Below are 25,253 nucleotides of genomic sequence, written 5' to 3' on the forward strand. Positions count from 1 at the left end.
GAAGGAAATTCGGAATCGTCGGCTCGGGTGCCGATGCCATTCCATGGATATAACGAGTCCAATTATTTGTCGGCCAGGAATTGATCCGAGGTCCTAGCATGGGCGGATGTTCTTCGAGTCCCTGCCGACCGAAGAGGGAGATCTCGGGATATCTCCGGAGCTTCCCCCATGGCTATGCCCGGCATTGCCGGAAATGGGGGCCGTGCTGGCCGTCGAACGACTGATCGCCCGCAGCGACCACGCGGCTCTCACCCTCCCGACCATTCGCGCCTACCGAACAGGCTGCACGTTCCATGTCGAAATCGCCCTGCGCCAGGGCGGCCTCAGCCTGACCGACTACTGGGACCTGCACATGGCCATACTCCCCTCCGCGCCGATCAGGCTGCGGGCAGGCGAACGGCTGCCGCCCCGGCTGCTGCGGTGGGGCGTGCGCTATGCCGACGGGACGAAGGTCACCAGCATCGATCGAAGACGCCGGGCGGCGGCCGGCCCGCTGCTGCAGGCGATGCGCCTCGGCGACGGGCTGACCGCCCTGAACGTCGTGCTGTGGCTGTGGCCGCTGCCGCCGCCCGAGACGTTCGAGCTCGCCGTCGAGTGGCCGTTGAGCGGCATCGAGTTCACCGCCGTCGAGCTCGACGGCGCGGCCATCGTGGCGGGGGCCGCGCGCTCGGTCGACTACTGGTCCTGAGCTTCCGCGGCGCGCGCCGCCACCAGCTCGACCTCGAAGCCGTCCGCGTTCTCCAGATAGGCGGCGTAGTGCCGGCCGCCGCCCGCGTAGGGGTGGCGGTCGGGGAACAGCAGGCTCCAGCCGTGCTCCGGCGCCCGCTCGACCATGGCGTCGACCAGGGACCGCTGCCCGGCGTGGAAGGCGAGGTGGTTCAGGCCGGGCCGGCGGCGGTCGTGCAGGTCGGAGGTCAGCGCGGGCGACTGCTCCAGGACGAGGTACGTCGCTCCGAGCCGCCAGCTCCGGCCGTCGGGCCAGTCCTGGAAGAGGGCGTAGCCGAGCTCCTCCAGCAGCCACTGCCAGCTGGCCAGCGCGCGGTGCAGGTCTGGGACCCAGATCTCTACGTGGTGCAGGGTTCCGGCTGCGGCCGGCGTTTCGGTCATGTGGGGCTTTCTGACGGGCTGGAAGAGCGGGGGAAGACCACCGTACGCGCGCGCGGCCGCAAGGTGCATATCGGCGTGTCCGACGGCCCCTACGCATCGAGGCGCTCATGACCGGATCGGGACGCCAGGGGCCGGGCAGATGATGGCAGAGCTCCCGGCGCGGTGGGCGGGCCACCACAACCTCACCCGTCACAGCCAGGAGCTCTGGGACGAAGTTCTACCGCGTGGCCACGAATTTGTCGCGCGGAACACCCCGACAACCCGAGCCGGTCCGCTCCCGGGCTAGTCGAAATCGCCGGGCTCGCCCACCTTCGTGCCCACGCTCGCGCTCTCGACCTCGAGGCCGGGGATGCGATCCGCGATCATGGTGTCGATGTTCATGAAGGCGATCAGGTTGCTCACCGCGTGGGCGGGGTCGTCCCTGATCTGGCGGATCTCCTCCTGCTTCTGGGCCTCCGTCGGGTCGGCCCCGATGTGCCACACGCCTTCCCGCTCGATCAGGTCGATCGCCGCGTCCTGCAGGGCCTGCACATCGGTGAGCGACATGATCATCTTGATCTCGATGCGGACGTCCTGCTGCTTCTCCAAATCGGCCATGGTCCTCAGCATATGCCGGGGCGTCGAAGGGCACCCCGGCCGCGGCTCCAGGGCCGGCGGCGGGCGCCGGGAGACCGCGCGGCGTCGAGGGGCGTGGCTCACGACCGTACTTTCGGCCGGTACTGCGGGGTGGCCGGGGCGTCTACGTTGGGCGGCGTGCGGGTTCTGGGGTGGCGGGCGGAGGTCGCGGCCGAGGCCGGGCTGGGTGCCGGGTTCGCGGCGGCGCTGGCCTTCCAGGCGTACCGGCTGGCCGCGAGCTGGGGCGGCGGCTTCTGGGTGTTCGGCTGTGCCGCCGGCGCGGTGGTGTGCTCGATCGCCCTGGCACGGCGGCTCGACCGGCTGCGGGCGGTGGTCGCGGGTCTGGGCGTCGCGGCGGTCGCCGTCGTGGTGGCGTGGCTCGCGGGGCTGCCGGGCGAGCCGAGTCCCGCCATGTCGCTGGGCGTGTCCGTGCTCGTCGGCTCCGCGGTCAGGACGCTGCCGGTCCGCCCCGCCTGCGCCGTCGCGGCCGGTGGCCTCGCGGTGGCCGCCGGCGGTCTGACCGCCGCGTCCAGCCCCGTCCTGGCGGTGCTGAGCGGCCTCTGCTGGCTCGCCGCCGTCGCCGCCGGGCTGGGGCCGCGCCTGCTCTCCGCCCGCCGCCGCGCCCTCACCGATCGGGTACGCCGCAACGAACGCCTCGCGCTGGCCAGGGAGCTGCACGACGTCGTCGCCCACCACGTCACGTGCGTCGTGCTCCAGGCCCAGGCCGCCCGGATCCAGGCCCGCAGGCACCCGGAGCAGGTGGCGGGGTCGCTGGCCGGCATCGAGGCCGCCGGCTCCGACGCGCTGTCGGCGACCCGCCAGGTCGTCGGCCTCCTCCGCGACGCCGGCCCCGTCCGAAGGCCCCTGCGCGGGCCGGACGCGCCGCGCGCCGCCTTGGGCGCGGCGGTGCCGGGCCCGGCGCTGCTGCGCGAGCTGGTCGACCGCTTCACCGGCCCTCCGGTACGCCTGCGACTGCCCGACGGCGAGCCGGCCTGGCCGCAGGAGGTGGCCGGCACCGTCTACCGGGTCGTGCAGGAGTCGCTGACCAACGTCTCCCGCCACGCCGCGCACGCCCGCTCCGTCACGGTCGGCGTGACGCGGGATCGCGGCACGCTCACCGTCGAGGTCGTGGACGACGCTCCGCCGGCGGCCGGCCGGTCGCCGGGCACCGGCGGATACGGCCTGGTCGGGATGCGCGAACGCGTCGAGGGCCTGGGCGGCTCGCTCCGTACGGGCCCGCGCCCCGAGGGCGGCTGGTCCGTGCTGGCCACCGTGCCCCTGCCCGGGGGGAGGCGCTGGTGACGATCAGGGTGCTGCTGGCGGACGACGAGGCGATGATCCGCGGCTGCCTGCGCCTCATCCTGGAGGACCAGCCCGACATCACCGTGGTCGGCGAGGCCGCCGACGGCGTCGAGGCGGTCGAGCTGGCCCGCAGGCTGCGTCCCGACGTGTGCCTCGTGGACGTGCAGATGCCCCGCCTCGACGGGATCGAGGTCACCCGCTCCCTGGCCGGCCCCCACGTGCGCGATCCGCTGCGGGTGATCGTGGTCACCGTCTTCGACCTCGACGAGTACGTCTACGGCGCGCTGCGTGGCGGGGCGGCCGGCTTCGTGCTGAAGGACGCGGGCCCCGACCTGCTCGTCGAGGCCGTACGCGCCGCGCACGCCGGAGACGCCCTGATCTCGCCGTCCGTCACGCTGCGGCTGCTGCGCCACCTGACGGCCATGACCGAACCGGCCGCCCGCGCGCCCGCCCAGCCGCTGTCCGAGCGGGAGATCGAAGTCGTCCTGGCCATCGCGAGGGGCGGGACGAACCAGGAGATCGCCGCGGAGCTCTTCATCTCGGTGAGCACGGTCAAAGGTCACGTCTCCAGCGTCATGTCCAAGCTCGGGATGCGTAACCGGGTCGAGATCGTGGCCTGGGCCTGGGAGAGCCGCCTGGTCGCCGCCGACGCCGCCGAGTGAGCGGGCGCGTCAGGGAAGCGCCGTCAGCCCTCTGAGCTCTTTCCGCGACGGGAGGCCGAGCTTGCGCAGCGCGCTGGCGATGTGGCTCTCGACCGTCCGCCTGGACAGGAACAGCGCGGTGGCGATCTCCTGGTTCGTCCGGCCTTCCGCCGCGAGCAGGGCCACCTCGCGCTCTCGTGAGGACAGCGTCTGGCCGTGGGACGGGCGGCCGCCCCGCCACGGGTAGGGGATGGGCACCCCGTTCTGCCGCATGATCCGGCTGACCCGGGCGAGGTCCCGGTCCGCGCCCATCGACCCGTACAGGCGCAGGGCGCTCTCCAGCAGCGGCCCGCCGGTCGCCGCGCCGCTCTCGCAGCGCCACCGGCCCAGGCGCTCGGCGGCCAGCGCCTCCTCGTAGCGCAGCCCGGCCTCCTGGAGGGTGGCCCGCGCGGCGTCGAGCAGCCGGTCGGCCTCCGGCAGGTCCCCGCGCGAACGCGCGAGGACGGCCCGGGCGCTCAGCGCCGCCGCCTGCGCCAGGGGCGCATCGGCGCCGTCGATCCCGGCGCCCAGCTCGGCGACCAGCGCGGCGGCGTCCGCCATCTCCGCGGAGCCCAGCGCGTCGACCAGGACCAGCACGGTTTCCGCGCCCCACACCCAGATCCCCTTGGCCCGGACCAGAGCGAGCGCCGCCGTGGCGTGCTCGATCGCCCCCGCCGCGTCGTCCAGGGTCAGCAGCAGCCGCGCCAGCGTCACCCGCGCCGAGATGAGCGGCCACACGGCCCCCACCCGCCCGGCGACCGTGATCACCTCTCCGAGGCACGCCACCGCCTCCTCGGCCGGCCCCATCGCCGCCAGCAACGCGCCCCGCAGCAGCCGCGAGTCCAGCGACGCGGCGGCGAAGGTGGCCGCCGTGCCCGCCGGTCGGCGGATCCGGGGCTCCAGCCCGTCCCAGCGCCCCGCCGCGCGGTCCACGGCGGCCGTCACCAGCTCGACGACCTCCGCCACCCGCAGGTACTCCGCCTGGTCGGCCACCTGGCGGCCCTCGGCCAGCAGCGCCTCGGCGCGGTCGAGGCGGCCGACGCGCAGGGCGCCCTGGGCCCAGTTGAGGCAGGCGCGGGCGTGCTCCCGCGGCGCGCCGCTGAGCCCCTCGTCGCGCCGCAGCTCGTCGATCAGCCGCCAGCTCGCCGGATCGCCCTGCTCCAGCAGCAGCGAGGCCCTGGCGATGCGCACCGCGACGCCGACGTCCCGGTCGCCGCTGCGCCGCGCGGCCGACTCGGCCTCGTCGCAGCGCGCCGCGTGCTCGCCGACGTGCCGGTCCACGATGGTCTCGGGCGCGGCGAGCACCGCCAGCGCCCGGCCCAGGAGCGCGGGCCGGCCCGCGAGGTCGCCGACCGCGCTCTCGATCTGGAGGTAACCCGCCCACGCCTCCCCGTGCTGGCGCAGCAGGCGGCCGAGGGCGAAGCGGAGCTCGCCGCGCAGGTGGGCGGGCAGGGGCTCGGTGGCGAGCAGGCGCTCCAGTATCGGTACGGCCTCCGCGTGCGCCAGCCCGTCGACCGCCGCGCGCCCGAGCTTGACGGCCAGCCGTACGCGTACCTCGCCGGACAGCTCGCCGATCTCCAGGGCCTGGAGGAGGAAGCGGGCCGCGGTGGCGTCGTTGCCGTGGAAGAGAGCGGTGTCGGCGGCGGCCTCCGCGTTGCTCACGAAGTCGGCCGGCCGTCCGGCGAGCCGGTAGTGGTGGGCGAGCCTGGCCACCGGCTTCGGGCCGGCGGACTCCAGGGCGCGGGCGGTCTTGAGATGCAGCCAGCGGCGGCCGGAGACGGCCACGGACTCGTACACGATCTGCCTGGCCAGCGCGTGCCGGAAGCGGCACCCGCCGTCCTCCTCGTGCAGCAGCCCGGCCGCCTGCGCCCGGCCGAGCGCCTTGGCGACCTCGGCGGCGTCGCGCTCGGTCACCTCGGCCAGGATCCGGTCGTCGGGGGTCATGCCGATGACGGCCGCGGCCTCCAGGATCTCCCGCACGGGGTCGTCGAGGGAGGACAGCCGCTGCAGCACGACGTCGCGCAGGACGGTGGGCACGGCGAGTCCGGTCAGCACGTCGGGGCGGCCGGGGATCTCGTTCGCGGGCAGGCGTTCGAGCAGCGTGCGCAGCAGCTCCTCGACGACGAACGGGATGCCGCCCGTCTTCTCGTAGAGCAGGGCGGCGAACGTGCCCGGCAGGTCGGCCTGGAGGATGCGGCGCGCGAGCTCGTCCGCCTCCGGCCTGGTCAGCGGGGTGAGGGTGACGACCCGCGCGGGACCCGACGGCGCGCGGGCGAAGGCCTCGCGGATCGGCAGCAGCCCCGTCCCGGTGCGCACCGTGAGGATGACCGAGAGGTCCCGTGGCTGGTGGGCGGCCAGGAACGCGAGGAAGTCGTGGGTGCCGCCGTCGGCCCAGTGCACGTCCTCCAGGACGAGCACCAGCGGGCTCAGGTGCTCCAGCAGGGCGACGGCCGCCCGGAACACCCGGTGCCGCTCCGCCCGCTGGTCGGGTAACGGGGGCAGGGGTGGCGGCAGGTGCTTGGCGATCTCGGGGAGCAGCGGGGCGAGCGCGCCCACCACCGGGTTGGCCGGCCTGGCGCGGGCCAGCTCGCCGCCGGCCAGGCGGAAGGCGTCCAGCAAGGGGGACAGCGGCAGCGGGTCCTGGAGCTGCTCGCACTGCCCGACGAGCCTGCGGGCGCCGGCCAGCTCGGGCGTCGCGAACAGCTCTCCCACCAGCCGGCTCTTGCCGATCCCGGCCTCGCCTTCGATCAGGGCGAGCGAGGGTGCGGCGGCGATGGCCGTACGCAGGAGCGCGAGCTCGGCCTGGCGTCCGACGAGCACGTCGGACAGGGATCCGTAGGGGGCGACGCGGGCCGGTCCTGAGGACAATGCGGCCTACCCCCTGCCTGCGCGATGGTGGCATATCGGCACGATCAGATTACCGGATCCCCAACTCGCGGTTAGTGCCGCCCAAAAATCCGTATTCGGTACGGATGCCCCCTACGTACGGTCCTCATTAGCCTCAGCGATCGTCCGCTTGATCAGCGGCGATGCATTGAGGGGCAACGATGGACCTGTCCGAATCTCCTGGGAGAACCCGCAGACGCCTGTCGACGACAGCGGCCTTGACGGGGCTGATGCTGACCTCGGTCGCCTGGCCGGGCGGTCCGGCCCTGGCCGAGCCGGCTCCGGAGGAACAGAAGACCTACATTGTGCAGATGGCCCTCGACCCCGTCGTGACCTATGAAGGCGACGTGGCCGGGCTGGCGGAGACGAAGCCGAAGCGGGGCGAGAAGATCGACCCCCGCTCGGCCGAGGTGACGAAATACGTCGACCACGTACGCGGCCGGCACGACGCGGCGCTCAGGAAGGTCGGCGGCGGCAAGAAGCTCTACGAGTACGTCTATTCCTACGAGGGCTTCGCCGCCAGGCTGACAAAGGCGCAGGCCGCCCAAATGCGGGCGCTGCCCGAGGTCGTGGCTGTGGCCGAGGACCGGAAGGTGTCGCTGCAGACGTCGTCGACGCCGTCGTTCCTCGGTCTCGACCAGCGCGGCGGATTATGGCAGCAGCTCGGCGGCCCCACGGGCAACAAGGGCGCGGGCGACGGGCTCGTCATCGGCGTGATCGACAGCGGCATCTGGCCCGGCAAGAGCTTCGCCGACCCCGACATGACCGGGAAGAAGTACCACCCGGTACGCGGCTTCCACGGCACGTGCCCGGCCGGCGCCGACTCCTCCTGGACCACGGACCTGTGCAACGGCAAGCTCGTCTCGGCCCAGCACTTCAACACCGCGTGGGGCGGTGACGCGGCGATCAAGGAACAGATGCCGTGGGAGTTCCTGTCCCCGCGCGACTACAACGGGCACGGCAGCCACACGGCCTCGACGGCGGGCGGCAACCACAACGTGCCGGCGACCGGGGCGTCCGCGGTGTTCGGGGCGATCAGCGGCATCGCGCCGCGCGCCCGGATCGCCGCCTACAAGGCGCTCTGGTCCGCCCAGGACGCCTCCACCGCCAACGGCTACAACTCGGACCTGGTCGCCGCCATCGACCAGGCGGTGGCCGACGGCGTGGACGTCATCAACTACTCCGTCTCGGGCACGAGCACCGACTTCCTCGACCCGGTGGAGATGGCGTTCCTGGCCGCGGCCGAGGCCGGCGTGTTCGTCTCGGCGGCGGGCGGCAACAGCGGCCCGGCCGCGGGCACGGTCGCGCACCCGTCCCCGTGGATCACCACGGTCGCCGCGGGCACGCACAACCGCGCCACCGCGGGCTCGGTGACCCTCGGGAACGGCGCCGCCTACAGCGGGGCCTCGCTGGCGACCAAGGCGGGCCCGGCGCCCCTCATCGACTCCACGGCGGCAGGGCTGGCTGGCGCGGACCCCACGCGCGTGGCGCAGTGCTACGCCGCCAGGGACAACGGCGGCAAGCCCGTGCTCGACCCGGAGAAGGTCAAGGGCAAGATCGTCGTCTGTGACCGCGGCGAGACGCCGCGCGTGAACAAGAGCATCGCGGTCGGGGAGGCGGGCGGCATCGGCCTGATCCTGGCCAACGTGGACGAGAGCTCCCTCAACACCGACCTGCACTCCATCCCCACCGTGCACCTCGCCGTCAAGGACCGGCAGGCCGTCAAGGACTACGCGGCCACCGGCGGCGCGACGGCCACGATCGAGCAGGCGAAGATCACCGGCGACGCCCCCGCTCCCTACGTGGCGGAGTTCTCCTCCCGCGGGCCGCTGAGCGCGGGCGGCGGCGACGTGCTGAAGCCCGACCTGACCGCTCCCGGGCAGGACATCCTGGCGGCGACCGCGCCGGCGGGCAACAACGGCCTGGAGTTCAACCTCTCCAGCGGCACCTCGATGGCGGCGCCGCACGTCGCGGGGCTGGCCGCCCTGCTGAAGGACCTGCACCCCGACTGGTCGCCGATGGCGGTCAAGTCCGCGCTGATGACGACCGGCCGCGACGTGCTGGACGGGCCGGGCACCGACCCCGCGGTGATCTTCGGCCAGGGCGCCGGCCACGTCACCCCGAACAGCTCGGCCGACCCCGGCCTCGTCTACGACAGCGGCATCAGGGACTGGATCGCCTTCCTCTGCGGCACGACCAAGGGCGTCGAGCAGAAGGTCTGCGACCTGCTGGCGAAGAAGGGCTACACGTTCGACGCGAGCGACCTGAACGGCCCATCGATCGCGGTCGGCCGCCTGCCCGGCACGCAGACGATCACCCGGTCGGTGACGAACGTGGGCCGCTCGACCGCCACCTACAAGTCCTCGCTCACCGGCCTGAGCGGGATCACGGCCAAGGTCAGCCCGAGCCGGCTCACCCTGCGGCCGGGCCAGACGAAGTCGTTCACGGTCTCGCTCACGCAGACCACCGCCCCCATGAACGTCTACCAGGGCGGCCAGCTCACCTGGAAGGACGGCAGGCACACCGTACGCGTGCCCGTCACCGTCCGGCCGACGCCGGAGAAGTGGGCGGCCACGTACGGCGCGGCGGGCGGCAACGACTCGGCCGAGTTCACCGCGCTCGACCCCAAGGGCGAGCGGCTCTTCGCGACCGGCGCCAGCTTCGGCAACCGGCCCGGCCTGCTCAGCCCGCAGATCGCCACCGTCGCCTACGACCCGGCGACCGGCGCGCAGCTGTGGAGCAAGACGTACGTGGGCCCCGGCGGGTCCTTCGACGAGCCCGCCGCCATCGCGGTCAGCCCCGACGGCGGCAAGCTCTACGTCGTCGGCACGAGCACCGGCACGGGCACCGGCGGCGACGGGGTGACCATCGCGTACGACACGGCCACGGGCGAGGAGCTCTGGGTCGCGCGCTACACCGGTGCGGGCGAGGCCTCCGACCACGTCAGCGCGGTCGCGGTCAGCGCCGACGGGAAGAGCGTCTACGCCACCGGCATGACCACGGTGGCCGACGGCGAGGCCGACTACTTCACGGTCGCCTACGACGCGGCCGACGGCCGGCAGGCGTGGCTGAAGCAGTACGCGGGACCGGGAGGCGGCACCGACGACGCGCGGGAGATCGGGGTGACGCCGGACGGGTCGAAGGTGTTCGTCACCGGCCAGGGCTCGGGCGTCGCCGGCACCGGGCTGACCGAGTGGGCCACCGTGGCCTACGACGCCGGCACCGGCGAGCAGCTCTGGGCCGCCGGCCACAACGGCACGGACAAGGGCATCGACATCCCCTCCGGCATGACGGTCGGCGCGGACGGCAGGACGGTGTTCGTCACCGGCTCCGACGCGAACAAGGGCACGCAGAGCGACGTCGTCACGATCGCCTACGACACGGCCACCGGGAAGGAGATCTGGGCGGACGTCTACGACGGCCCCGCGCACACCAGCGACACCCCGCACGACATCACCCTCTCGCCCGACGGCGGCAAGGTGTACGTGACCGGCAACACCAGCGGCGAGGGGACGGGGTCCGACTACACCACGATCGCCTTCGACGCCGCCACGGGGCAGCGGGCCTGGGTGCAGCGCTACGGCGGTGCGGCGAACAACGAGGACTGGGCCTGGGACGTCGCCGTGACCCCCGACGGCAGCAAGGTGCTGGTCACCGGCGAGAGCACCGACGACGCCGACAAGGGCAGCGACTTCGTGACGATCGCGTACGACGCCGCCGGCGGCGAGCAGACCTGGCTCGGCCGCTACGACGGCGCGGTGGGCGCGCGCGACAGCGCCCACGCGCTGGCCGTGGACGCGGTCGCCGGCGGCGGGGTGCGGATCTTCGTGACCGGATCGAGCGCGACCGGCGGGCTCCCGCCGGACGCGCTGGAGATCGACTTCGCGACGGTCGCGTACGTCGAGCCGTGGAAGCGATGACGGCCGTGTCCGTCGAACCGCGGAAGCGGTGACGGCGGAAGCGGTGACCCTTCTCGGTTGAATCTGAAGCGGCGCCCCTGGCTCACTCCCGAGCCAGGGGCGCTCCGCTGTGTGGAATCTCGCGTTTCGCGGACCACCGCAGCGGGTAAGGCCGACGTTAATTTCTGAGCTACCTGTTATTCAGGAGCGCCAGATGTCCCCTATCACACTCACCCCCGCCGCCCGTGAAGCGCTGCACGACGAAGAAGTGGTGTTCTTCGACTGGCATGTGACCGGACTCTGCTGCGCCGACGCGGGCGAGTTCTCGGTCCGGCCGCTGCGCCGCTCGCGACTGCCCAGGCGCGCGCGCAGGCTCGGGACCGATCTGGTCTACGCCCATCCGGTCGCCTGGGTGCATCTCGCCGAGCTTCCCGTCACGATCGACTGCCGTCCGCTCTGGCGCTGGCGGCGGTTCACCACCGATCTGCCCCCGGACGCCGGACTGCGTTGTTGCCTGGGGCGCCCTGTATAGCCCGATATATGGGAGGTAACCGGTGAAGCTGCGTTCCATCATCATCTGGACGGCGGTCGCTCTCGTCGGTGCCGTGGGGTGGGGAGTCCTCGCCCTGTCCAGGGGCGAGAACGTCAACGCGGTGTGGCTGCTGTGTGCCGCCCTCGGCTCGTACGCCATCGCCTACCGGTTCTACGCCAGATTCATCGTGCGCAAGGTGCTGCGCGCGGACGACCGCAGGGCCACGCCGGCCGAGCGGCTCGACAACGGCATCGACTACCAGCCGACCGACCGCCGGATCCTGTTCGGCCACCACTTCGCCGCCATCGCCGGGGCGGGGCCGCTGGTCGGGCCCGTGCTGGCGGCCCAGATGGGCTACCTGCCCGGCACCATCTGGATCATCGCCGGGGTCATCTTCGCCGGCGCCGTGCAGGACATGGTGATCCTGTTCTTCTCGATGCGGCGCAACGGCAGGAGCCTCGGGCAGATGGCCCGCGAGGAGATCGGGCCGGTCGGCGGGGCGGCGGCGCTCATCGCGGTCTTCGCCATCATGATCATTCTGCTGGCCGTGCTGGCGCTGGTCGTGGTCAACGCGCTGGCCCAGTCGCCGTGGGGCGTCTTCTCCATCGCCATGACCATCCCCATCGCCCTGTTCATGGGCTTCTACCTGCGGGTGATCCGGCCCGGCAAGGTCATCGAGACCACCGTGATCGGGGTCGCGCTGCTGCTGCTGTCGATCGTGGCCGGCGGCTGGGTGCAGGAGTCGAGCTGGGCGCCGTTCTTCACGCTGAGCCCGTCCGCGCTGGCGCTGTGGCTGATCGCGTACGGGTTCGTCGCCGCGGTGCTGCCGGTGTGGATGCTGCTCGCGCCGCGCGACTACCTGTCGACGTTCATGAAGATCGGCACCATCGTGCTGATCGCCATCGGGATCGCCGTCACGATGCCTCCGCTGCGGACCACGGCCTTCACCGACTTCGCCTTCAACGGCAAGGGGCCGGTCTTCGCCGGGTCGCTGTTCCCGTTCGTGTTCATCATCATCGCGTGCGGGGCGCTGTCGGGGTTCCACTCGCTGATCTCCTCCGGCACGACGCCGAAGATGATCCAGAAGGAGAGCCAGGTCCGGATGATCGGCTACGGCTCCATGCTCATGGAGTCGTTCGTCGCCGTCATGGCCATCACCGCGGCCTGCGTCCTGAGCCCCGGGCTCTACTTCGCCATGAACTCACCCGCGGGCGTCGTCGGGGCCACCGTGGAGACCGCCTCCCAGGCGGTCGCCAACATGGGCTTCGTGATCACACCGGAGCAGTTGCAGGCCGCGGCGGCGGCCGTACAGGAACAGACGCTGATCGCGCGCACGGGCGGCGCGCCCACGCTGGCCGTGGGCATCTCGCAGATCTTCTCCGGGTTCATCGGGGGCGCGGGGCTGCAGGCGTTCTGGTACCACTTCGCGATCATGTTCGAGGCGCTGTTCATCCTCACCACCGTGGACGCGGGGACGCGGGTGGGCCGGTTCATGCTGCAGGACACGCTCGGCAACCTGTGGAAGCCGATCGGCCGGGTGAGCTGGTGGCCCGGGCTGATCGCCGCCAGCGCCGTCGTCGTTGCGGCCTGGGGCTACTTCCTCTACCAGGGCGTCAACGACCCGCTCGGCGGGATCAACCAGCTCTTCCCGCTCTTCGGCATCGCCAACCAGCTGCTCGCCGCGGTGGCGCTCACCGTTGCCACGACGGCGCTGATCAAGAGCGGGCGGCTCAAATGGGCCTGGGTGACGGGAGTGCCGCTGGCCTGGGACGTGGCGGTCACGCTGACGGCCAGCTACCAGAAGGTGTTCTCGACCGAGCCGACGCTCGGCTTCTTCGCCCAGCGTGACCGCTACCAGGCCGCGCTCGACCAGGGGAAACTGCTCGCGCCTGCCAAGACGCCGGACGCGATGCAGCAGATCGTCGTCAACTCCACCGTGGACGGCATCCTGGCCGCCCTGTTCGCGGTGCTGATCATCGTGGTGATCCTGGACGCGGCCCGCGTATGGACGAAGGCGATCCGGGCCAGGGAGCCGCTGCCGAGCACGGAGGCGCCGTTCGAGGAGTCGAAGATCCTCGCCCCGGCCGGGCTCATTCCGACCCGCGAGGAGCGCGAGCTGATGTCGAAGAGCCCCTAGCGTCCCGGTCCGTCACCCGGGCGGCGCGGTCGAGCGGCGGGGCGGGCACCCGGCCGACGTACTCCAGCCGCTCATTGTGACCGGCGCGGGTCTCGGCTAGGACTCCGGGCGTAGCTCGGGCGGGAAGCCCGTCCAGCGGAGGTCGGCCGGCAGGTGCGACATGTCGTTGTAGAACAGCACGGACGCCGGCCGGTCGGGCGTGTAGCGGATGACCGTGAGCGCGGCGTTGCAGTGGTTGAGGCCGAGCCAGCGCCACGCCGGGGCGTCCATGGCGGCCCGGACGAGCCAGCCGATCAGGAAGTTGTGCGTGACGACCAGCTCATGCCTGGTCGTCTCGCCGGCGGGACCGGTGAACAGCTCCAGGGCCTCGCGGGCGAGCGCCGCCCCCTGGACGGCCTCCTCCTCGGTGGTCTGGCTGAGGAAGCGGAGCAGGCGGTCGGCGTGCTCCGGGGCCAGCTCCTCCTTGTCCGGCACGTACGGGACGTAGTCGCCGGCGACCTCCGACTCGCGCAACGGCACGCCGGGCAGCCGCTCGCCGATCAGGCGGGCGGTCTCGGCGGCGCGGGGGAGCGGGCCGTGGTGGACGGCGGTGAACGGAACGCCGCGGAGTCGCTCGCCGAGCAGCGCGGCCTGCCGGCGGCCGTTCTCGCTCAGCCCGCTGCCGTCCGGCGCGGCCTCGCCGTGGCGGGTGAGGTAGAGGTTCCGAGTCATGGTGCTCCCGATAGTGTTGACCTGGATTGGGCGTATAGGCATCGTAGGGCGGGTGGCCAGCGAAGAGACACGTGACGGGGTTGCGCTGACCAACCTCGACCAGCCGCTGTTCGACGGGGCGGGCGCGACCAAGCGCGATCTGGTCGACTACCTCGACCAGGTCAGCGACCGCATCATCCCCGTGCTGCGCGGCCGGGCGCTCTCGGTGCTCCGCGTACGTCCGGGGCAGCAGCCGTTCATGCAGAAGAACCTGCCGAAATACGCCCCCGAGTGGATCAGGTCGGTCTCCCTCTGGGCCGAGGCGTCACACAGGCAGGTGACGTACGCGCTGTGCGACGACCGCAAGACCCTGCTGTGGTTCGCCAACCAGCGGGCGGTGGAATACCACCCGGCGCTGTTCGCCGGCGACCACTTCACCCACATGGTGCTCGATCTCGACCCGCCCGACGGCAGCGAGGCCTTCTCGCTGGCCGTGCGGGGCGCGTTCCTGGTCCGCCGGGCACTGGACGACGCCGGGCTGGCGGGCGCGGTGAAGACCAGCGGGGCCAAGGGCGTGCACGTGTTCGTCCCCGTGGTGGCGGGCATCCCGGTGGAGGACCTGGCCGCGGCCACGCGTGCCGTGGCCGCCCGCGCGGAGCGGTTGGATCCGGCGCTGGCCACGACGGCGTTCATCCGCGAGGACCGCGCGGGCAAGGTCTTCCTCGACTCCACCCGCGCGGGCGGCGCCACCGTGGTGGCCGCCTACAGCCCGCGCGTGCGCCCGGGGGCCCCGGTGTCCTTCCCCGTGCCGTGGGACGACCTCGACCGGGTCGCGCCGGCCGACTTCACCGTGCACACCGCGGCCGGGCTGCTCAAGGGCGCGGACCCGTGGGCCGAGCTGATGCCGGAGCCGCAGCGGCTGCCCGCTGACCTGGTCGAAGAGGGGCACACGATCCCGATCGCCCGCGTGCAGGCGATGCACGAGGGCAAGCGCCGCGCCCGCGCTCGGCGGGCCGAGTAGCCAACTATGTCCGGATTTTGACGCATTAGTGGGTCTTCCCAGCGATACCTGGGCGGGTTACGTTCCGTTAGCGACTCGGGGGAATTTTCGTATTCCTGTTCACTAGGGGGAACCCTTCATGCGCAGAATCGTCATCGCACTGATCACAGCACTCGCCTTACCCATGGCCATGGCCGCACCCGCCCACGCGGGAGGGCTGGACGACCTCTTCGCCAAGCTGCTCGTCAAGCAGGTCAAGGGCTCGAACGTCAAGAAGCACCTGGACGCCCTGCAGGCCATCGCCACCGCGAACGGCGGCACCCGCGCCGCGGGCACGCCCGGCTACAACGCCTCCCGCGACTACGTGGCAGGCAAGTTGCGCAAGGCCGGCTACAAGGTCACGCTCCAGCCGATCAACTTCGTCGAGAGCTGGACCGAGAACAGCCCGCCCACGCTGAACCTCACGGCGCCGTCCGCGAAGACGTTCGTGCCGAACGAGGACTTCTTCACCTTCCAGCCGTCACCGGCCGGTGACGTGACCGCGCAGGTCCAGGGCGTGGACCTGACGCTGCCGCCGACCCCGACGCCCACCTCGACCAGTGGCTGCGAGGCGTCGGACTTCGCCGGGTTCGTGGCCGGCCGGATCGCCCTGATCCAGCGCGGCACCTGCGCCTTCGCGCTGAAGATCCGCAACGCGGGAATCGCGGGAGCCTCCGGGATCATCGTCTTCAACGAGGGCCAGCCGGGACGGACCGACGCGTTCCCGCTGGACATCGGCGAGTGGCGGGCCGGCGTGCCGATGGTGTTCGCCGACTTCGCCGTGGGCAACGAGCTGGCCGCCACGGCCGGCGCGACGGTCCGGCTCAAGGTCGACTCGACGCTCGTGCTCGGCACCAACGACAACGTCATCGCGGAGTCCCGCTTCGGCGACCCGCGTAACGTCGTGATGGCCGGCGCGCACCTCGACAGCGTCCCCGCCGGGCCCGGCATCAACGACAACGGCTCGGGCACCGCCTCCATCCTCGAAGTCGCCGAGGAGATGGCGCTCTACCCGGTCAAGAACAAGGTCCGCTTCGCCTTCTGGGCCGGCGAGGAGATCGGCCTGCTCGGCTCCGACCAGTACGTCGAGTCCCTGTCCCAGGCACAGCGCGACCGGATCAAGGTCTACCTGAACTTCGACATGGTGGCCTCGCCCAACTACGCCTACAAGCTCTACGACGGCGACAACTCGGACGGCGTCGGCTCGCCGGCGGGCCCGCCCGGATCCGCCGAGATCGAGCAGCAGCTCAACGCCTTCTACGGCACCCGTGACCTGCCCACCGTGGGCACCGACTTCGACGGCCGCTCCGACTACGGCCCGTTCATCGCGGTCGGCATCCCGTCGGGCGGCATCTTCACCGGTGCTGAGGGCATCAAGACGGCCGAGGAAGCGGCCCTGTTCGGCGGCACGGCCGGGGTCGCGTACGACGTCTGCTACCACCAGGCGTGCGACACGATCGCCAACATCAACGCGACCGCGCTGGACGTGGACGCCGACGCGATCGCCGACTCCGTCGCCAGGTACGCCTTCAACCTGAGCTCCATCCCGCCGCGGACGGCGGCGGCCCAGCGGGCCGCCACCGCCCAGGCGGTGGAGAGCGTGAGCTGACGATGCGATGCGGGGCCGCCGCCGCGGCCCCGCATCCTCAGCTCGCGGGCGTGGGATAGCTCACCGGGCTGCGGTGGCCCTGCCTGTCCACCGCCCGCACGCCGAACTGGAAGTTGTCCTTCGACAACCCCGCCACCGTGTACGACGTCACGTCGCCGACCAGGCGCGAGTGCGTCCACGATGGCTCGGTCGTGTCCCGCCAGAGCACCTCGTAACCGGCGACGTCGGGCTCGGGGTTGGCGTCCCAGCGCAGGTCGGTGTCGTTCGTGAGGCGGCTGGTGACGATGGCTGCCCGGCCGGGGGAGCGGGGAGCGCGGGCGAGGGCGGCCAGCGCGGCCAGGTTCACCTGCGTCACGCGGGCCACGTAGTCGTTCTCGACATAGTCCAGCAGGTCTCCGTACTGGACGCCGTTCTCCACCCGTACGTCCTGGTGCTGGTGGCGGTAGTCCTCGTGCACCTCGGTGAAGCGTACGGCGGCGTAGCCCTGCTGGAGGAACGGGATCTGGTCGCCGCCGCGCAGATAGCGGTCCCTGCGGTAGTACATGCGGGCGTCGAACGACGGCACGTACTGCCGGGCGGTCTCGTTGACGAAGCGGGCGAGCTGGCGGGAGACGCCGTCGTTCTCGCCGCCGACGGACTGGCGGACCGCGGCCTGGGCCGGGGTCTCCGAGGTGGGCACGCCCTCCGAGAAGACGCGGACGGCCTTCGGGTCCCGGCCGTTCTCGCCGTCGGCGCTGCCCACGATGTCGTTGGTGAACATGCCCTGGATGTCGACGTTGTTCTGCTTGGCCTGCTGGGCGTAGTACGCGGAGCCGTACAGGCCCTGTTCCTCGCCCGCGACGGCCATGAAGACCACGGTGGCGTCGAACGCGCGGGTCGCCATGACCCGCGCGGCCTCGATGGAGACCGCCACGCCCGAGGCGTCGTCGTCGCTGCCGGGGGCGTCGCAGGCGGCGTTCATGACGTCGGTGCAGCGGGAGTCGTAGTGGCCGCTGACGACGTACGTGCGGCCGGCGGAGGCGTCCTGGGTGCCGCGCAGCGTGGCGACCACGTTCGTGATCACCGTGGGGACGGGGACGCGCGGCGAGACGGGCTGGACGAACGACTGCTTCTCCACGGTCATCCGCCCGCCCGAGGTGGCGGCGATCCTGGAGAACTCGTCGTAGATCCAGTCCCTGGCGGCGCCGATGCCGCGTACGGGGTCGTCCTGGCTGGACAGCGTGTGCCTGGTTCCGAACGACGCCAGCTTGGCGATGATCCGCCCCAGGTTGCGCGCGTCGACCTGCTGGACCATCTTCTCGATCTCCCGGTCGCGTGGGGCGACGGCCTCGGCGGCCGGGGTCAGCACCCCGGCGAGCAGGACGGCGGCGAGGAAGGGCAGGGCCAGCTTCCGAGCACGGGAGGATGACTGATGTGCCATGGCACGGCTCCACGAAGGTATGGCGGACCCGGCCACGAAGGCCGGGCCCGCGGAGGGAGCTATCTGGTGATCTTGACGTCGTCCACGCCGGCCTCGACGAGAGAGGCGCCTGAGGCGTCGGCCGCGTCGATGAGGATGCGGACCGTCTGGCCGGCGAAGGAGCTCAGGCCGACGGTCGTCGCCGCCCAGGAGCCGTCGCGGTCGGTGGCCGCTCCGAGCTGCTGGAACACGGTCGCGGTGGTGCTGCCGACCACGCGGACGCGCAGGTAGTCGGCGCTGGAGGAGTTCGAGCCGTGTGCCAGGTACCACGACAGCGACAGGTTCAGTGTGCCCGTGGGCAGCGTGATCGGCGGCGACTGGATCGAGCTGACGCCGCCGTCCAGGTCGAACGCGCCCGCCGAGGTGCCCGCCAGTCTGCCGGTGACCAGGTCGTTCGTGCCGCTCACGGTGGTGCCGAGCTGCTTGGCGCCGCTGGAGGTGGTGGCCTCCGGGTCGCCGCGCTCCCACTGCCCCGTGGTGGCGGTGTCGGTCCCGCCCGGGTTGACGGTCCAGCCGTTCGCGGTCTCGAACGTGTCCTGCCAGACCACGACCGGCGGTACGGCGGTGGCGATCGTCCACACCGCGTAGGCGATCGCGTCGGCGTTCCTGTTCAGCGCGGTGTCGTTGATGTTGGTCGTCGTGTCGCAGGCGCGGTGGTAGCAGACGTCGAACGCCTGTCCCGCCGTGCCGCCCCACAACGTGGCCTGGGCGGAGGACTTGATGCCTTCCGCGCCGGTGAACGTGCCGCCCGCCGGGATCCCCACGGCGATGAAGGGGCCGTAGTCGGAGCGGCCGTCGAAGTCGGTGCCCCTGGTCGGGACGCCGATCGAGGTGAAGTAGTCCTGGATGGTCTGCTCCAGCGCCGCGGAGCCGGCCGGGCCGGGACCAGAGCCGGTGCCGTCGGAATTGTCGCCGTCATAGACGAAATATCCGGCGTTCGGTGAGCCGACCATGTCGAAGTTCAGATAACCCTTGATCTTCGCCCGCTCGGCGGCCGGCAGGTTGTTCACGTAGAACTGCGAGCCGCGCAGCCCCAGCTCCTCCGCGCCCCACCAGGCGAAGCGCAGGTGCTTGGCCGGCTGGAGCGACTGGCGGGCCACTTCGAGCGCGGTCTCCAGGATGGCCGCGCTGCCCGAGCCGTTGTCGTTGATGCCGGGGCCCGCGGTGACGCTGTCGAGGTGCGCGCCGGTCATCAGGATGTCGTTGGGATCGCCGCCCGGCCAGTCGGCAATGACGTTGTAGCCGGTGGCGCCGTTGTAGGTGAACGACTGGAGGGTGGTGCTGAACCCGGCGGCGTCGAGCTGGCCTTTGACGTAGTTCGCCGAGGCCAGGTAACCGGGCCGGCCGTGCGCCCGGGTGCCGCCGTTGGCGGTGGCGATGGACTGGAGCTGGGACAGGTGGGCTTTGACGTTGGCGAGGGAGATGTCGGGTGCTGCGGCGGCCTGGGCGGGTATGCCCGGCAGGACGGCAGCCATGGTTAAGGAGAGGGTTGCGATCGCCGCGACGAGAGGTGATCTCATGCCTTTACTCCAGGTGAGCGGCATGGCGGCGCCTCCATCCGAGGTCGAGGGTGGAAGATCCCGAGATGGTGCTGTATGGAACGTAACCCCGCAAAAGGGGTTCGCCTAGGGATCTGCCGTTCCCGGCCTGGTTCGCGCTACGACCGCGCGGGCAGCCCGTCGCCCTGGTTCGCCCGGAGCGCGGCCACGACGGTCTCCGGCTGGTCGGCGAAGAACCGGACCGTGCTCGCCTCGGCGCGCCCGCCCAGCGGTCGGACGAAGGTGATGGGCTCGGTCAGCTCGACCGTCACGTTCGTCCGCGAGGCGACCGCCACGGACAGCCGGCCGTCCTCGACGGAGACCATCCTGCTGCCGTCGTAGCCGCCGCTGCCGCGCACGGAGGCGATCCGGTCGCGGCGGATGCGCAGGTCGAAGTAGACGCCGTACCTGATGCGCAGCTCGTCCCCGGTGACGACGTGCGGCCGGGTGACGCACGCGGCGGCGAGCATGACCCCGAACAGCAGGCCGTACACGTCGGCGATCAGCACCGCGTAGCGCACCGCCGCCGGGACCTCGACCGCGACCAGCAACAGGTCGAGGACCACCGTCTCGACGGCCATGGCGAACAGCATCAGGGTGAGCATGAACGCCTGTTCCTTGGCGTAGGTCCCGGCGATCGCGCCCGGCGGGACGCCGTGACGGCGGCGCACGGCCCACAGCCCGATGGCGATGAAGCCTTTGAGCTCGAATCCCACGATCCGCAGCACCGCTCTGACCATCGGGCCTCCCCCTCCTTCTGCTTGATCACCTCCGAGTAGACACGTTGACGTCGCGTCAAGGTCAAGCCGTGGAGATCGTACGAGGAGCCCGCCGCAGGCTCAGCCCCTGAGCGGGCGCAGGGCGGAGCCCCAGGCGAGGACCTGGTCGAGGACGGCGTTCAGCCGGTCCTCGTGGGGGGCGGCGGGCTTGAAACCGTCGGCGAAGTCGGTGTGGATCGACAGCCCGACCTGGTTCGACACGGTGGCCACGCTGAGCAGGCCCAGGACGTGTCGCAGGTGCGAGATCGCCCGGGGCGCCCCGTCCACGCCATACCCGACGAAGCCGGCCGCCTTGTTGGTCCATTCCGCGTACAGGAAGTCGATGGCGTTCTTGAGCGCCCCGGGGTAGGAGTTGTTGTACTCGGGGGTCACGATCACGAACGCGTCCAGCGTCGAGATCTTGGCCGACCAGCGCTTGGTGTGCTCGTGCTGGTAGTTGCCCATGGCGGGGTGCTCGGGCTCGTCCAGGTTGCCCAGGTTGTAGTCCTTCAGATCGACGAGCTCGTACTCGGCGTCGCCTCGTTTGACCGCCAGATCGCGGACCCAGTGCGCCACCGCCTCGCCGTTGCGGCCGGGACGGGTGCTGCCCAGGATGATGCCTATCTTCAGCATGCGAATGCTCCCTCAATTGGTTACGCGAACCACCGTAGGGAGATCTGCTGGGATACTGAATGCGCTGCTGTCCAGTGTTTATACGTCATCGTCTCAGGTCATAGACTCAGCGCATGGATGTGCTCAGCGATGTGGTGGCCTTCATGCGGTGCGGGCGGCCCACCTCCGTCCGCGTCTCCTGGCGGGCGCCCTGGGGCGTGTCGTTTCCCGCGGTGCCCGGGTCCGCGGGCTTCCAGGTGGTGCTGCGCGGGTCCTGCTGGCTCATCCTCCCGGATGGCGAGCCTGTTCCGCTGAGCATGGGCGACCTGGTGTTCCTGCCGCACGGCGACTCGTTCGGGCTGGCCGACGATCCCGCGCGGCCGCTGGTCGAGTCGGGCTGCGCCCCGCATTCCGGGCTGTTCGCCTCCACCGATCTCGGCGGCGCCGGGGCCGAGACGGTGGTCCTGTCCTGCGGCTACCTGCTCGACCTCGACAGGACGCACCCGCTCCTGGGCTCGCTGCCCGGCGTGATCCACCTGCCTGCGACGCTCGGCAGCCACCCGGAGCTGCGGGCCGCCGTCGAGCTGCTGGCCGCCGAGATCGACAGCCCGCGTCCCGGCGCGGACACCGTCGTGTCGTCCCTGCTTGACATGCTGCAGCTGTACGTCCTGCGGGCCTACTTCGAGACCCAGGACGAGCCCTGCACGCTGTCCGGCTGGGCCGCCGCGCTGGCCGACCCCGGCGTCGGCCGCGCGCTCGACGCCATCCACCGCGACCCGGCCCGCCGCTGGACGGTCGAGTCGCTCGGCGCCCACGCGGGCATGTCGCGCGCCGCCTTCGCCCGCCGCTTCACGGAGCTGGTCGGGCAGCCGCCGCTGGCGTACCTGACCTGGTGGCGGCTGGTTAGCGGGGCGCGCCTGCTGCGCGAGTCCGACGCGTCGGTGGCGCAGGTGGCCGAGCGGGTGGGGTACGGGTCGGAGTTCGCCTTCGGCAACGCCTTCAAGCGGGAGTTCGGCCTCGCGCCCGGCCGGTACCGCCGCCGAGCCGCGGCGGCCTGAATACGGTGAGCGACAAGACCCCGCAGGCGACTGTAGGGGCGTCGGAGAGTGCCGTCCGCCGGCCTGGGCCGGCTGATCAGCCGGTGCCGCAGAGGGCGTGGTCGACCAGGGTCGAAAGGGCGCGGTCGGTGCGCAGCAGGGCCTTCAGGTCGGCGGGAGAGCGGGAGGTGACCTCGACCGCCACGCTGCGCCTGCCGTCCCCTGCGACGCCTGCCCTGGTGCTGAAGCCGGCCTCGTCCCCGCCGTGCCCCCAGTAGCCGCCGCCGCAGCTCAGCGGGCGGTACATGAGCCCCAGGCCGTAGGCGGCCCCGGTGACGCCCATGGCCTGAAGCGCCTTGGCCGGGACGGTCTTCCGCATCTCGGCCAGCTGCGCCGGCGCGAGAAGCCTGCCGCCCAGCAGGGCGCGGAAGAACCGGTTGAGGTCGCCGGTGGTGCTGATCATCGCTCCGGCCGCGTCGCCCAGGGTCTGGTCGTGCGTGGTGACGTCCGTCAGCTTGGCGTCCGGCGTGAAGCGGGTGTAGGCCCTGGCGTGCGGATCGGGCAGGTACGGGTCGGCGCCGGGGATGACGGTGTGCCGCAGGGCCAGCGGGGTCAGGACGCGCTGCCTGACCTCCTCAGCCCAGTCGTACCCGGTGACCCTGCGGATGATCATGCCGGCGAGGACGTAATTGGTGTTGGAATAGCCCCACTCTGCGCCGGGCGCGAAGGACGGCTTCCGCTTCATGGCCAGCGCGACGAGTTGCCCGGGCTGCCAGGTCCGCAGCCGTTCCCGCCGCCACTGCCGCGGCGAGGTGGCCGGGCGCAGGTATTCGGGGATGCCGCTGGTGTGCTGGAGAAGCTGCCGTACGGTGACCTCGCGTCCGTCGTTGCCGTTGCCACGCACGACCCCGGGCAGCCACTTCTCCACGGTGTCGTCCAGCGCCAGCCTGCCCTCGCCGGCCAGTTGGAGCACGACCGTGGCGACGAAGGTCTTGGTGGTGCTGCCGATCCGGAAGTAGCCGTTCAGCGGCATGGCTGCCTCGGTGGCGCGGTCGGCGACCCCGCTGCGTGCGGGCAGCCGTCCTGCTCCGGTGTCCACCTCGCCGAGCACCCCGACCACCCCGGTGGCGCGCACAGCTCGTACGTCCTCCCGTAGCCGGGCCAGGGTCGCGCTGTCCACCTCCGGCTCGGCGAGGACCGCAGGCGGCGTGATCGGCTGCTCCGGCGTGGACGGCACGGGCGACGGCGGCCGGGCCGACGCGGACGCCGCCACCACGACCCCGGCCGCCGCCGCGACCGCCATGAGACGCGGGCCGAACCGGCGGGATGACGAGACGCTGCTGCTGACGGGCAAGTGAACCCCTCCTCGGAAGATCGACGATCGGTTGCCAGGAGGTACTCCACCGGAATGCCGGTTACCGGGACGGAACGGCGGCCTTTACCTCGCTGTAACCCCTCGACCGGGATACTGCCAAGGTCGTCGATGCCGGTGGTCGGGGGATGCGCGATGCGGGTGCTGGTGGTGGAGGACCATCGCGAGCTCGCCGAGACGCTGGCGGGCGGGCTGCGCCGCGAGGGCATGGCGATCGACGTGGCGTACGACGGCGCGCAGGCGCTGGAACGCACCTTCGTCAACCGCTACGAGGTCGTGGTGCTCGACCGCGACCTGCCGGGCCTGCACGGGGACGAGGTGTGCCGGACGCTGGTGTCCGAACGCTACCCGGCACGGGTGCTGATGCTCACCGCCGCCGCCACCATCGACGACAGGGTCGACGGGTTGAGCTACGGCGCCGACGACTACCTGCCCAAGCCCTTCGCGTTCGCCGAGCTCGTGGCCCGCATCCGGGCGCTGGCCAGGCGAGCGCAGCCCGCCGTCCCTCCGATCCTGGTGCACGGCGATCTGCGCCTCGACCCCGGCCGCCGCGTCGCCACCAGGACCGGCCGCCGTCTCGACCTGAGCCCCAAGGAGTTCGCCGTCCTGGAGCTCCTGCTGGCCGCCGAAGGCCGCGCGGTCTCCGCCGAGGAGCTGCTGGAACGCGCCTGGGACGAGGCCGCCGACCCCTTCACCGCCACCGTCAAGGTGACCGTCAGCCGCCTGCGCCGCAAGCTGGGCGACCCGCCGCTGGTCGAAACGGTCCCCCACGCGGGCTACCGGCTGTAGTGGCCCACATGACGCCGGCCACGCGGTGGACCGTACGGCTGCGGCTGACGCTCCTGTACGGCGGCCTGGTCCTCGGGACGGGGGCGCTGCTGCTCTGCGTCACCTACGTGCTCGCGGACCACGTGTTGCCGTTCGTGAAGGTGGAGCCGCCGGTCCAGCCCGATCTGGGGGGCGCGATCACGCGGCCGGCGATGCCCGTGACGGGGCTCCAGAACGGGCCGGCCCGGCAGCGGGCCGAGGACCTCAGGCAGTTCCTGACGGCCTCGGTGCTGGCGCTGGCGCTGATGACGTTCGTCTCGGCAGGGCTCGGCTGGGTGGTGGCGGGGCGCGTGCTGCGGCCACTGCGGACGATCATCACGACCACACGGGAGATCTCCGCGCGCAACCTGCACGAGCGGCTGGCCGCGCAGGGGCCCGATGACGAGATCAAGGACCTGGCGGACACGATCGACGGGCTGCTCGGCCGCCTGGAGGCCGCGTTCCAGGCGCAGCGGGCGTTCGTGGCCAACGCCTCACACGAGCTGCGCACCCCGCTGACCTTCGAGCGGAGCCTGCTGGAGATAGCCCTGGCCGATCCCGGCGCCGGCGTACAGGACCTGCGCGCCGTCTGCGAGCGGGCACTCGCCGGCAACCAGGAACAGGAGCGGCTCATCGAGGCGCTCCTCACCCTCGCCCGCAGCCAGCGCGGGCTGGACCGGCTCCACGACGTGGACCTGGCGGAGGCCGCCTCGACCGCCCTCGGCTCCGCCCGCGAGGAGGCCGCCAGGCGCGGGCTGCGGGTGGAGGTGGAGCTGGGCGCGGCCTGCGCCCCGGGCGATCCGACGCTGGTGCAGCGGCTGGCGGCCAACCTGGTGGACAACGCCGTACGCCACAACATGGCTGGAGGCTGGGTACGGGTCTGGACCGGTCTCGACGGCGGCCGGCCGGCGCTGCGGGTGAGCAACAGCGGACCGGTCATTCCCGCCGACCAGGTGGATGCCCTGTTCGAGCCGTTCCACAAGCCGGCGGCGGACCGGACCGGGCGGGGGAGCGGGCTGGGGCTGTCCATCGTGGCCGCCATCGCCACCGCCCATGACGCCCAGCTCGACACCTGGCCGCGCGCGGAGGGCGGCTTGCAGGTGCGGGTCAGATTCCGTCCGGCATGACGCGACGGCCTTGGCGTGCCGGACGTGCGCTCCCGCGCTCCCGCGCG

At 72.0% G+C, this 25,253-nt stretch carries 20 protein-coding genes; 11 read left to right on the forward strand and 9 right to left on the reverse strand.

The genetic code is table 11. The features are described 5' to 3' along the window. Positions 1 to 106 precede the first annotated feature (106 nt). On the forward strand, positions 107 to 688 hold the full coding sequence (locus ETD85_RS01760; protein ID WP_138687786.1) for a hypothetical protein: 582 nt from the start codon (positions 107 to 109) through the stop codon (positions 686 to 688). Here ETD85_RS01760 and ETD85_RS01765 read toward each other — a convergent pair. Continuing rightward, positions 676 to 1,107, reverse strand: a complete 432-nt coding sequence (locus ETD85_RS01765; protein ID WP_138687787.1) for a VOC family protein — start codon at positions 1,105 to 1,107, stop codon at positions 676 to 678. The genes ETD85_RS01760 and ETD85_RS01765 overlap by 13 nt on opposite strands. A 282-nt stretch (positions 1,108 to 1,389) precedes the next feature. Next, the gene (locus ETD85_RS01770) at positions 1,390 to 1,704 is read right to left on the reverse strand and encodes a hypothetical protein (protein ID WP_138687788.1); all 315 of its coding nucleotides are present in this window, start codon (positions 1,702 to 1,704) and stop codon (positions 1,390 to 1,392) included. Between the two features lie 156 nt (positions 1,705 to 1,860). Here ETD85_RS01770 and ETD85_RS01775 point away from each other — a divergent pair, with 156 nt between their 5' ends. Together ETD85_RS01775 and ETD85_RS01780 are read left to right on the forward strand one after the other, a co-directional pair. Continuing rightward, entirely contained in the window at positions 1,861 to 3,024 is a 1,164-nt protein-coding gene (locus ETD85_RS01775; protein ID WP_240778763.1) for a sensor histidine kinase, read from the forward strand. Beyond that, positions 3,021 to 3,686 carry a response regulator gene (locus ETD85_RS01780; protein WP_138687790.1) on the forward strand — a complete coding sequence of 222 codons (666 nt, stop codon included), beginning with the start codon at positions 3,021 to 3,023 and terminating at the stop codon, positions 3,684 to 3,686. Before ETD85_RS01775 ends, ETD85_RS01780 begins: the two co-directional genes overlap by 4 nt. A 9-nt stretch (positions 3,687 to 3,695) precedes the next feature. Here ETD85_RS01780 and ETD85_RS01785 read toward each other — a convergent pair whose 3' ends face one another. Further along, positions 3,696 to 6,572 (reverse strand): ATP-binding protein, encoded by a 2,877-nt coding sequence (locus ETD85_RS01785; RefSeq protein WP_138687791.1) that lies wholly within the window; start codon positions 6,570 to 6,572, stop codon positions 3,696 to 3,698. Positions 6,573 to 6,808: 236 nt separating this feature from the next. Between ETD85_RS01785 and ETD85_RS01790 the strand changes: the two genes are divergently transcribed. The 3 genes from ETD85_RS01790 (at position 6,809) to ETD85_RS01800 (ending at position 13,158) form a co-directional block, all read left to right on the forward strand. Continuing rightward, the gene (locus ETD85_RS01790; protein WP_170246461.1) at positions 6,809 to 10,510 is read left to right on the forward strand and encodes a S8 family serine peptidase; all 3,702 of its coding nucleotides are present in this window, start codon (positions 6,809 to 6,811) and stop codon (positions 10,508 to 10,510) included. Between the two features lie 193 nt (positions 10,511 to 10,703). Further along, complete coding sequence (locus ETD85_RS01795) at positions 10,704 to 11,021, forward strand: hypothetical protein (RefSeq protein WP_138687793.1); 318 nt, start codon at positions 10,704 to 10,706, stop codon at positions 11,019 to 11,021. A 22-nt stretch (positions 11,022 to 11,043) separates the two neighbouring features. After that, on the forward strand, positions 11,044 to 13,158 hold the full coding sequence (locus tag ETD85_RS01800; protein WP_138687794.1) for a carbon starvation CstA family protein: 2,115 nt from the start codon (positions 11,044 to 11,046) through the stop codon (positions 13,156 to 13,158). A 96-nt stretch (positions 13,159 to 13,254) separates the two neighbouring features. On the opposite strand, the gene ETD85_RS01805 is transcribed toward ETD85_RS01800, so the two are convergent. Then, positions 13,255 to 13,869, reverse strand: a complete 615-nt coding sequence (locus ETD85_RS01805; protein WP_206058024.1) for a histidine phosphatase family protein — start codon at positions 13,867 to 13,869, stop codon at positions 13,255 to 13,257. Between the two features lie 52 nt (positions 13,870 to 13,921). On the opposite strand from ETD85_RS01805, the gene ETD85_RS01810 reads away from it, so the two are divergent. Together ETD85_RS01810 and ETD85_RS01815 are read left to right on the forward strand one after the other, a co-directional pair. Then, positions 13,922 to 14,869, forward strand: a complete 948-nt coding sequence (locus tag ETD85_RS01810; protein ID WP_240778765.1) for a DNA polymerase domain-containing protein — start codon at positions 13,922 to 13,924, stop codon at positions 14,867 to 14,869. A 118-nt stretch (positions 14,870 to 14,987) separates the two neighbouring features. Further along, a complete protein-coding gene (locus tag ETD85_RS01815) occupies positions 14,988 to 16,496 on the forward strand; it encodes a M28 family metallopeptidase (protein ID WP_138687797.1) in 1,509 nt (502 codons plus the stop codon). 37 nt (positions 16,497 to 16,533) lie between these two features. On the opposite strand, the gene ETD85_RS01820 is transcribed toward ETD85_RS01815, so the two are convergent. From ETD85_RS01820 to ETD85_RS01835, 4 genes are all read right to left on the reverse strand, one after another. Next, positions 16,534 to 17,916: a M20/M25/M40 family metallo-hydrolase gene (locus tag ETD85_RS01820; protein WP_138687798.1), complete on the reverse strand. Its 1,383-nt coding sequence runs from the start codon at positions 17,914 to 17,916 to the stop codon at positions 16,534 to 16,536. Between the two features lie 59 nt (positions 17,917 to 17,975). Further along, positions 17,976 to 19,475 carry a M28 family peptidase gene (locus ETD85_RS01825; RefSeq protein ID WP_138687799.1) on the reverse strand — a complete coding sequence of 500 codons (1,500 nt, stop codon included), beginning with the start codon at positions 19,473 to 19,475 and terminating at the stop codon, positions 17,976 to 17,978. A gap of 137 nt (positions 19,476 to 19,612) precedes the next feature. Beyond that, a complete protein-coding gene (locus tag ETD85_RS01830) occupies positions 19,613 to 20,233 on the reverse strand; it encodes a hypothetical protein (RefSeq protein ID WP_138687800.1) in 621 nt (206 codons plus the stop codon). 99 nt (positions 20,234 to 20,332) lie between these two features. Next, positions 20,333 to 20,884: an NADPH-dependent FMN reductase gene (locus ETD85_RS01835; protein WP_138687801.1), complete on the reverse strand. Its 552-nt coding sequence runs from the start codon at positions 20,882 to 20,884 to the stop codon at positions 20,333 to 20,335. A gap of 113 nt (positions 20,885 to 20,997) precedes the next feature. Here ETD85_RS01835 and ETD85_RS01840 point away from each other — a divergent pair, with 113 nt between their 5' ends. Beyond that, positions 20,998 to 21,921, forward strand: coding sequence for an AraC family transcriptional regulator (locus tag ETD85_RS01840; protein WP_138687802.1), 924 nt, complete (start codon positions 20,998 to 21,000; stop codon positions 21,919 to 21,921). Between the two features lie 76 nt (positions 21,922 to 21,997). On the opposite strand, the gene ETD85_RS01845 is transcribed toward ETD85_RS01840, so the two are convergent. Then, positions 21,998 to 23,254, reverse strand: a complete 1,257-nt coding sequence (locus tag ETD85_RS01845; protein ID WP_206058025.1) for a serine hydrolase domain-containing protein — start codon at positions 23,252 to 23,254, stop codon at positions 21,998 to 22,000. Positions 23,255 to 23,407: 153 nt separating this feature from the next. Here ETD85_RS01845 and ETD85_RS01850 point away from each other — a divergent pair, with 153 nt between their 5' ends. Together ETD85_RS01850 and ETD85_RS01855 are read left to right on the forward strand one after the other, a co-directional pair. Further along, positions 23,408 to 24,061 carry a response regulator transcription factor gene (locus ETD85_RS01850; protein ID WP_138687842.1) on the forward strand — a complete coding sequence of 218 codons (654 nt, stop codon included), beginning with the start codon at positions 23,408 to 23,410 and terminating at the stop codon, positions 24,059 to 24,061. An 8-nt stretch (positions 24,062 to 24,069) separates the two neighbouring features. Then, complete coding sequence (locus ETD85_RS01855) at positions 24,070 to 25,206, forward strand: sensor histidine kinase (RefSeq protein WP_138687803.1); 1,137 nt, start codon at positions 24,070 to 24,072, stop codon at positions 25,204 to 25,206. Positions 25,207 to 25,253: the final 47 nt, after the last annotated feature.

Source organism: Nonomuraea zeae (genome assembly GCF_005889725.1).
GTDB lineage: Bacteria > Actinomycetota > Actinomycetes > Streptosporangiales > Streptosporangiaceae > Nonomuraea > Nonomuraea zeae.

Bases quoted from the DNA above. Each gene is read 5' to 3' on its own strand.
- ETD85_RS01760 (WP_138687786.1), top strand. From the start codon at position 107: ATGTTCTTCGAGTCCCTGCCGACCGAAGAGGGAGATCTCGGGATATCT.
- ETD85_RS01765 (WP_138687787.1), bottom strand. From the start codon at position 1,107: ATGACCGAAACGCCGGCCGCAGCCGGAACCCTGCACCACGTAGAGATC.
- ETD85_RS01770 (WP_138687788.1), bottom strand. From the start codon at position 1,704: ATGGCCGATTTGGAGAAGCAGCAGGACGTCCGCATCGAGATCAAGATG.
- ETD85_RS01795 (WP_138687793.1), top strand. From the start codon at position 10,704: ATGTCCCCTATCACACTCACCCCCGCCGCCCGTGAAGCGCTGCACGAC.
- ETD85_RS01805 (WP_206058024.1), bottom strand. From the start codon at position 13,869: ATGACTCGGAACCTCTACCTCACCCGCCACGGCGAGGCCGCGCCGGAC.
- ETD85_RS01815 (WP_138687797.1), top strand. From the start codon at position 14,988: ATGCGCAGAATCGTCATCGCACTGATCACAGCACTCGCCTTACCCATG.
- ETD85_RS01820 (WP_138687798.1), bottom strand. From the start codon at position 17,916: ATGGCACATCAGTCATCCTCCCGTGCTCGGAAGCTGGCCCTGCCCTTC.
- ETD85_RS01825 (WP_138687799.1), bottom strand. From the start codon at position 19,475: ATGAGATCACCTCTCGTCGCGGCGATCGCAACCCTCTCCTTAACCATG.
- ETD85_RS01830 (WP_138687800.1), bottom strand. From the start codon at position 20,233: ATGGTCAGAGCGGTGCTGCGGATCGTGGGATTCGAGCTCAAAGGCTTC.
- ETD85_RS01835 (WP_138687801.1), bottom strand. From the start codon at position 20,884: ATGCTGAAGATAGGCATCATCCTGGGCAGCACCCGTCCCGGCCGCAAC.
- ETD85_RS01840 (WP_138687802.1), top strand. From the start codon at position 20,998: ATGGATGTGCTCAGCGATGTGGTGGCCTTCATGCGGTGCGGGCGGCCC.
- ETD85_RS01850 (WP_138687842.1), top strand. From the start codon at position 23,408: ATGCGGGTGCTGGTGGTGGAGGACCATCGCGAGCTCGCCGAGACGCTG.
- ETD85_RS01855 (WP_138687803.1), top strand. From the start codon at position 24,070: ATGACGCCGGCCACGCGGTGGACCGTACGGCTGCGGCTGACGCTCCTG.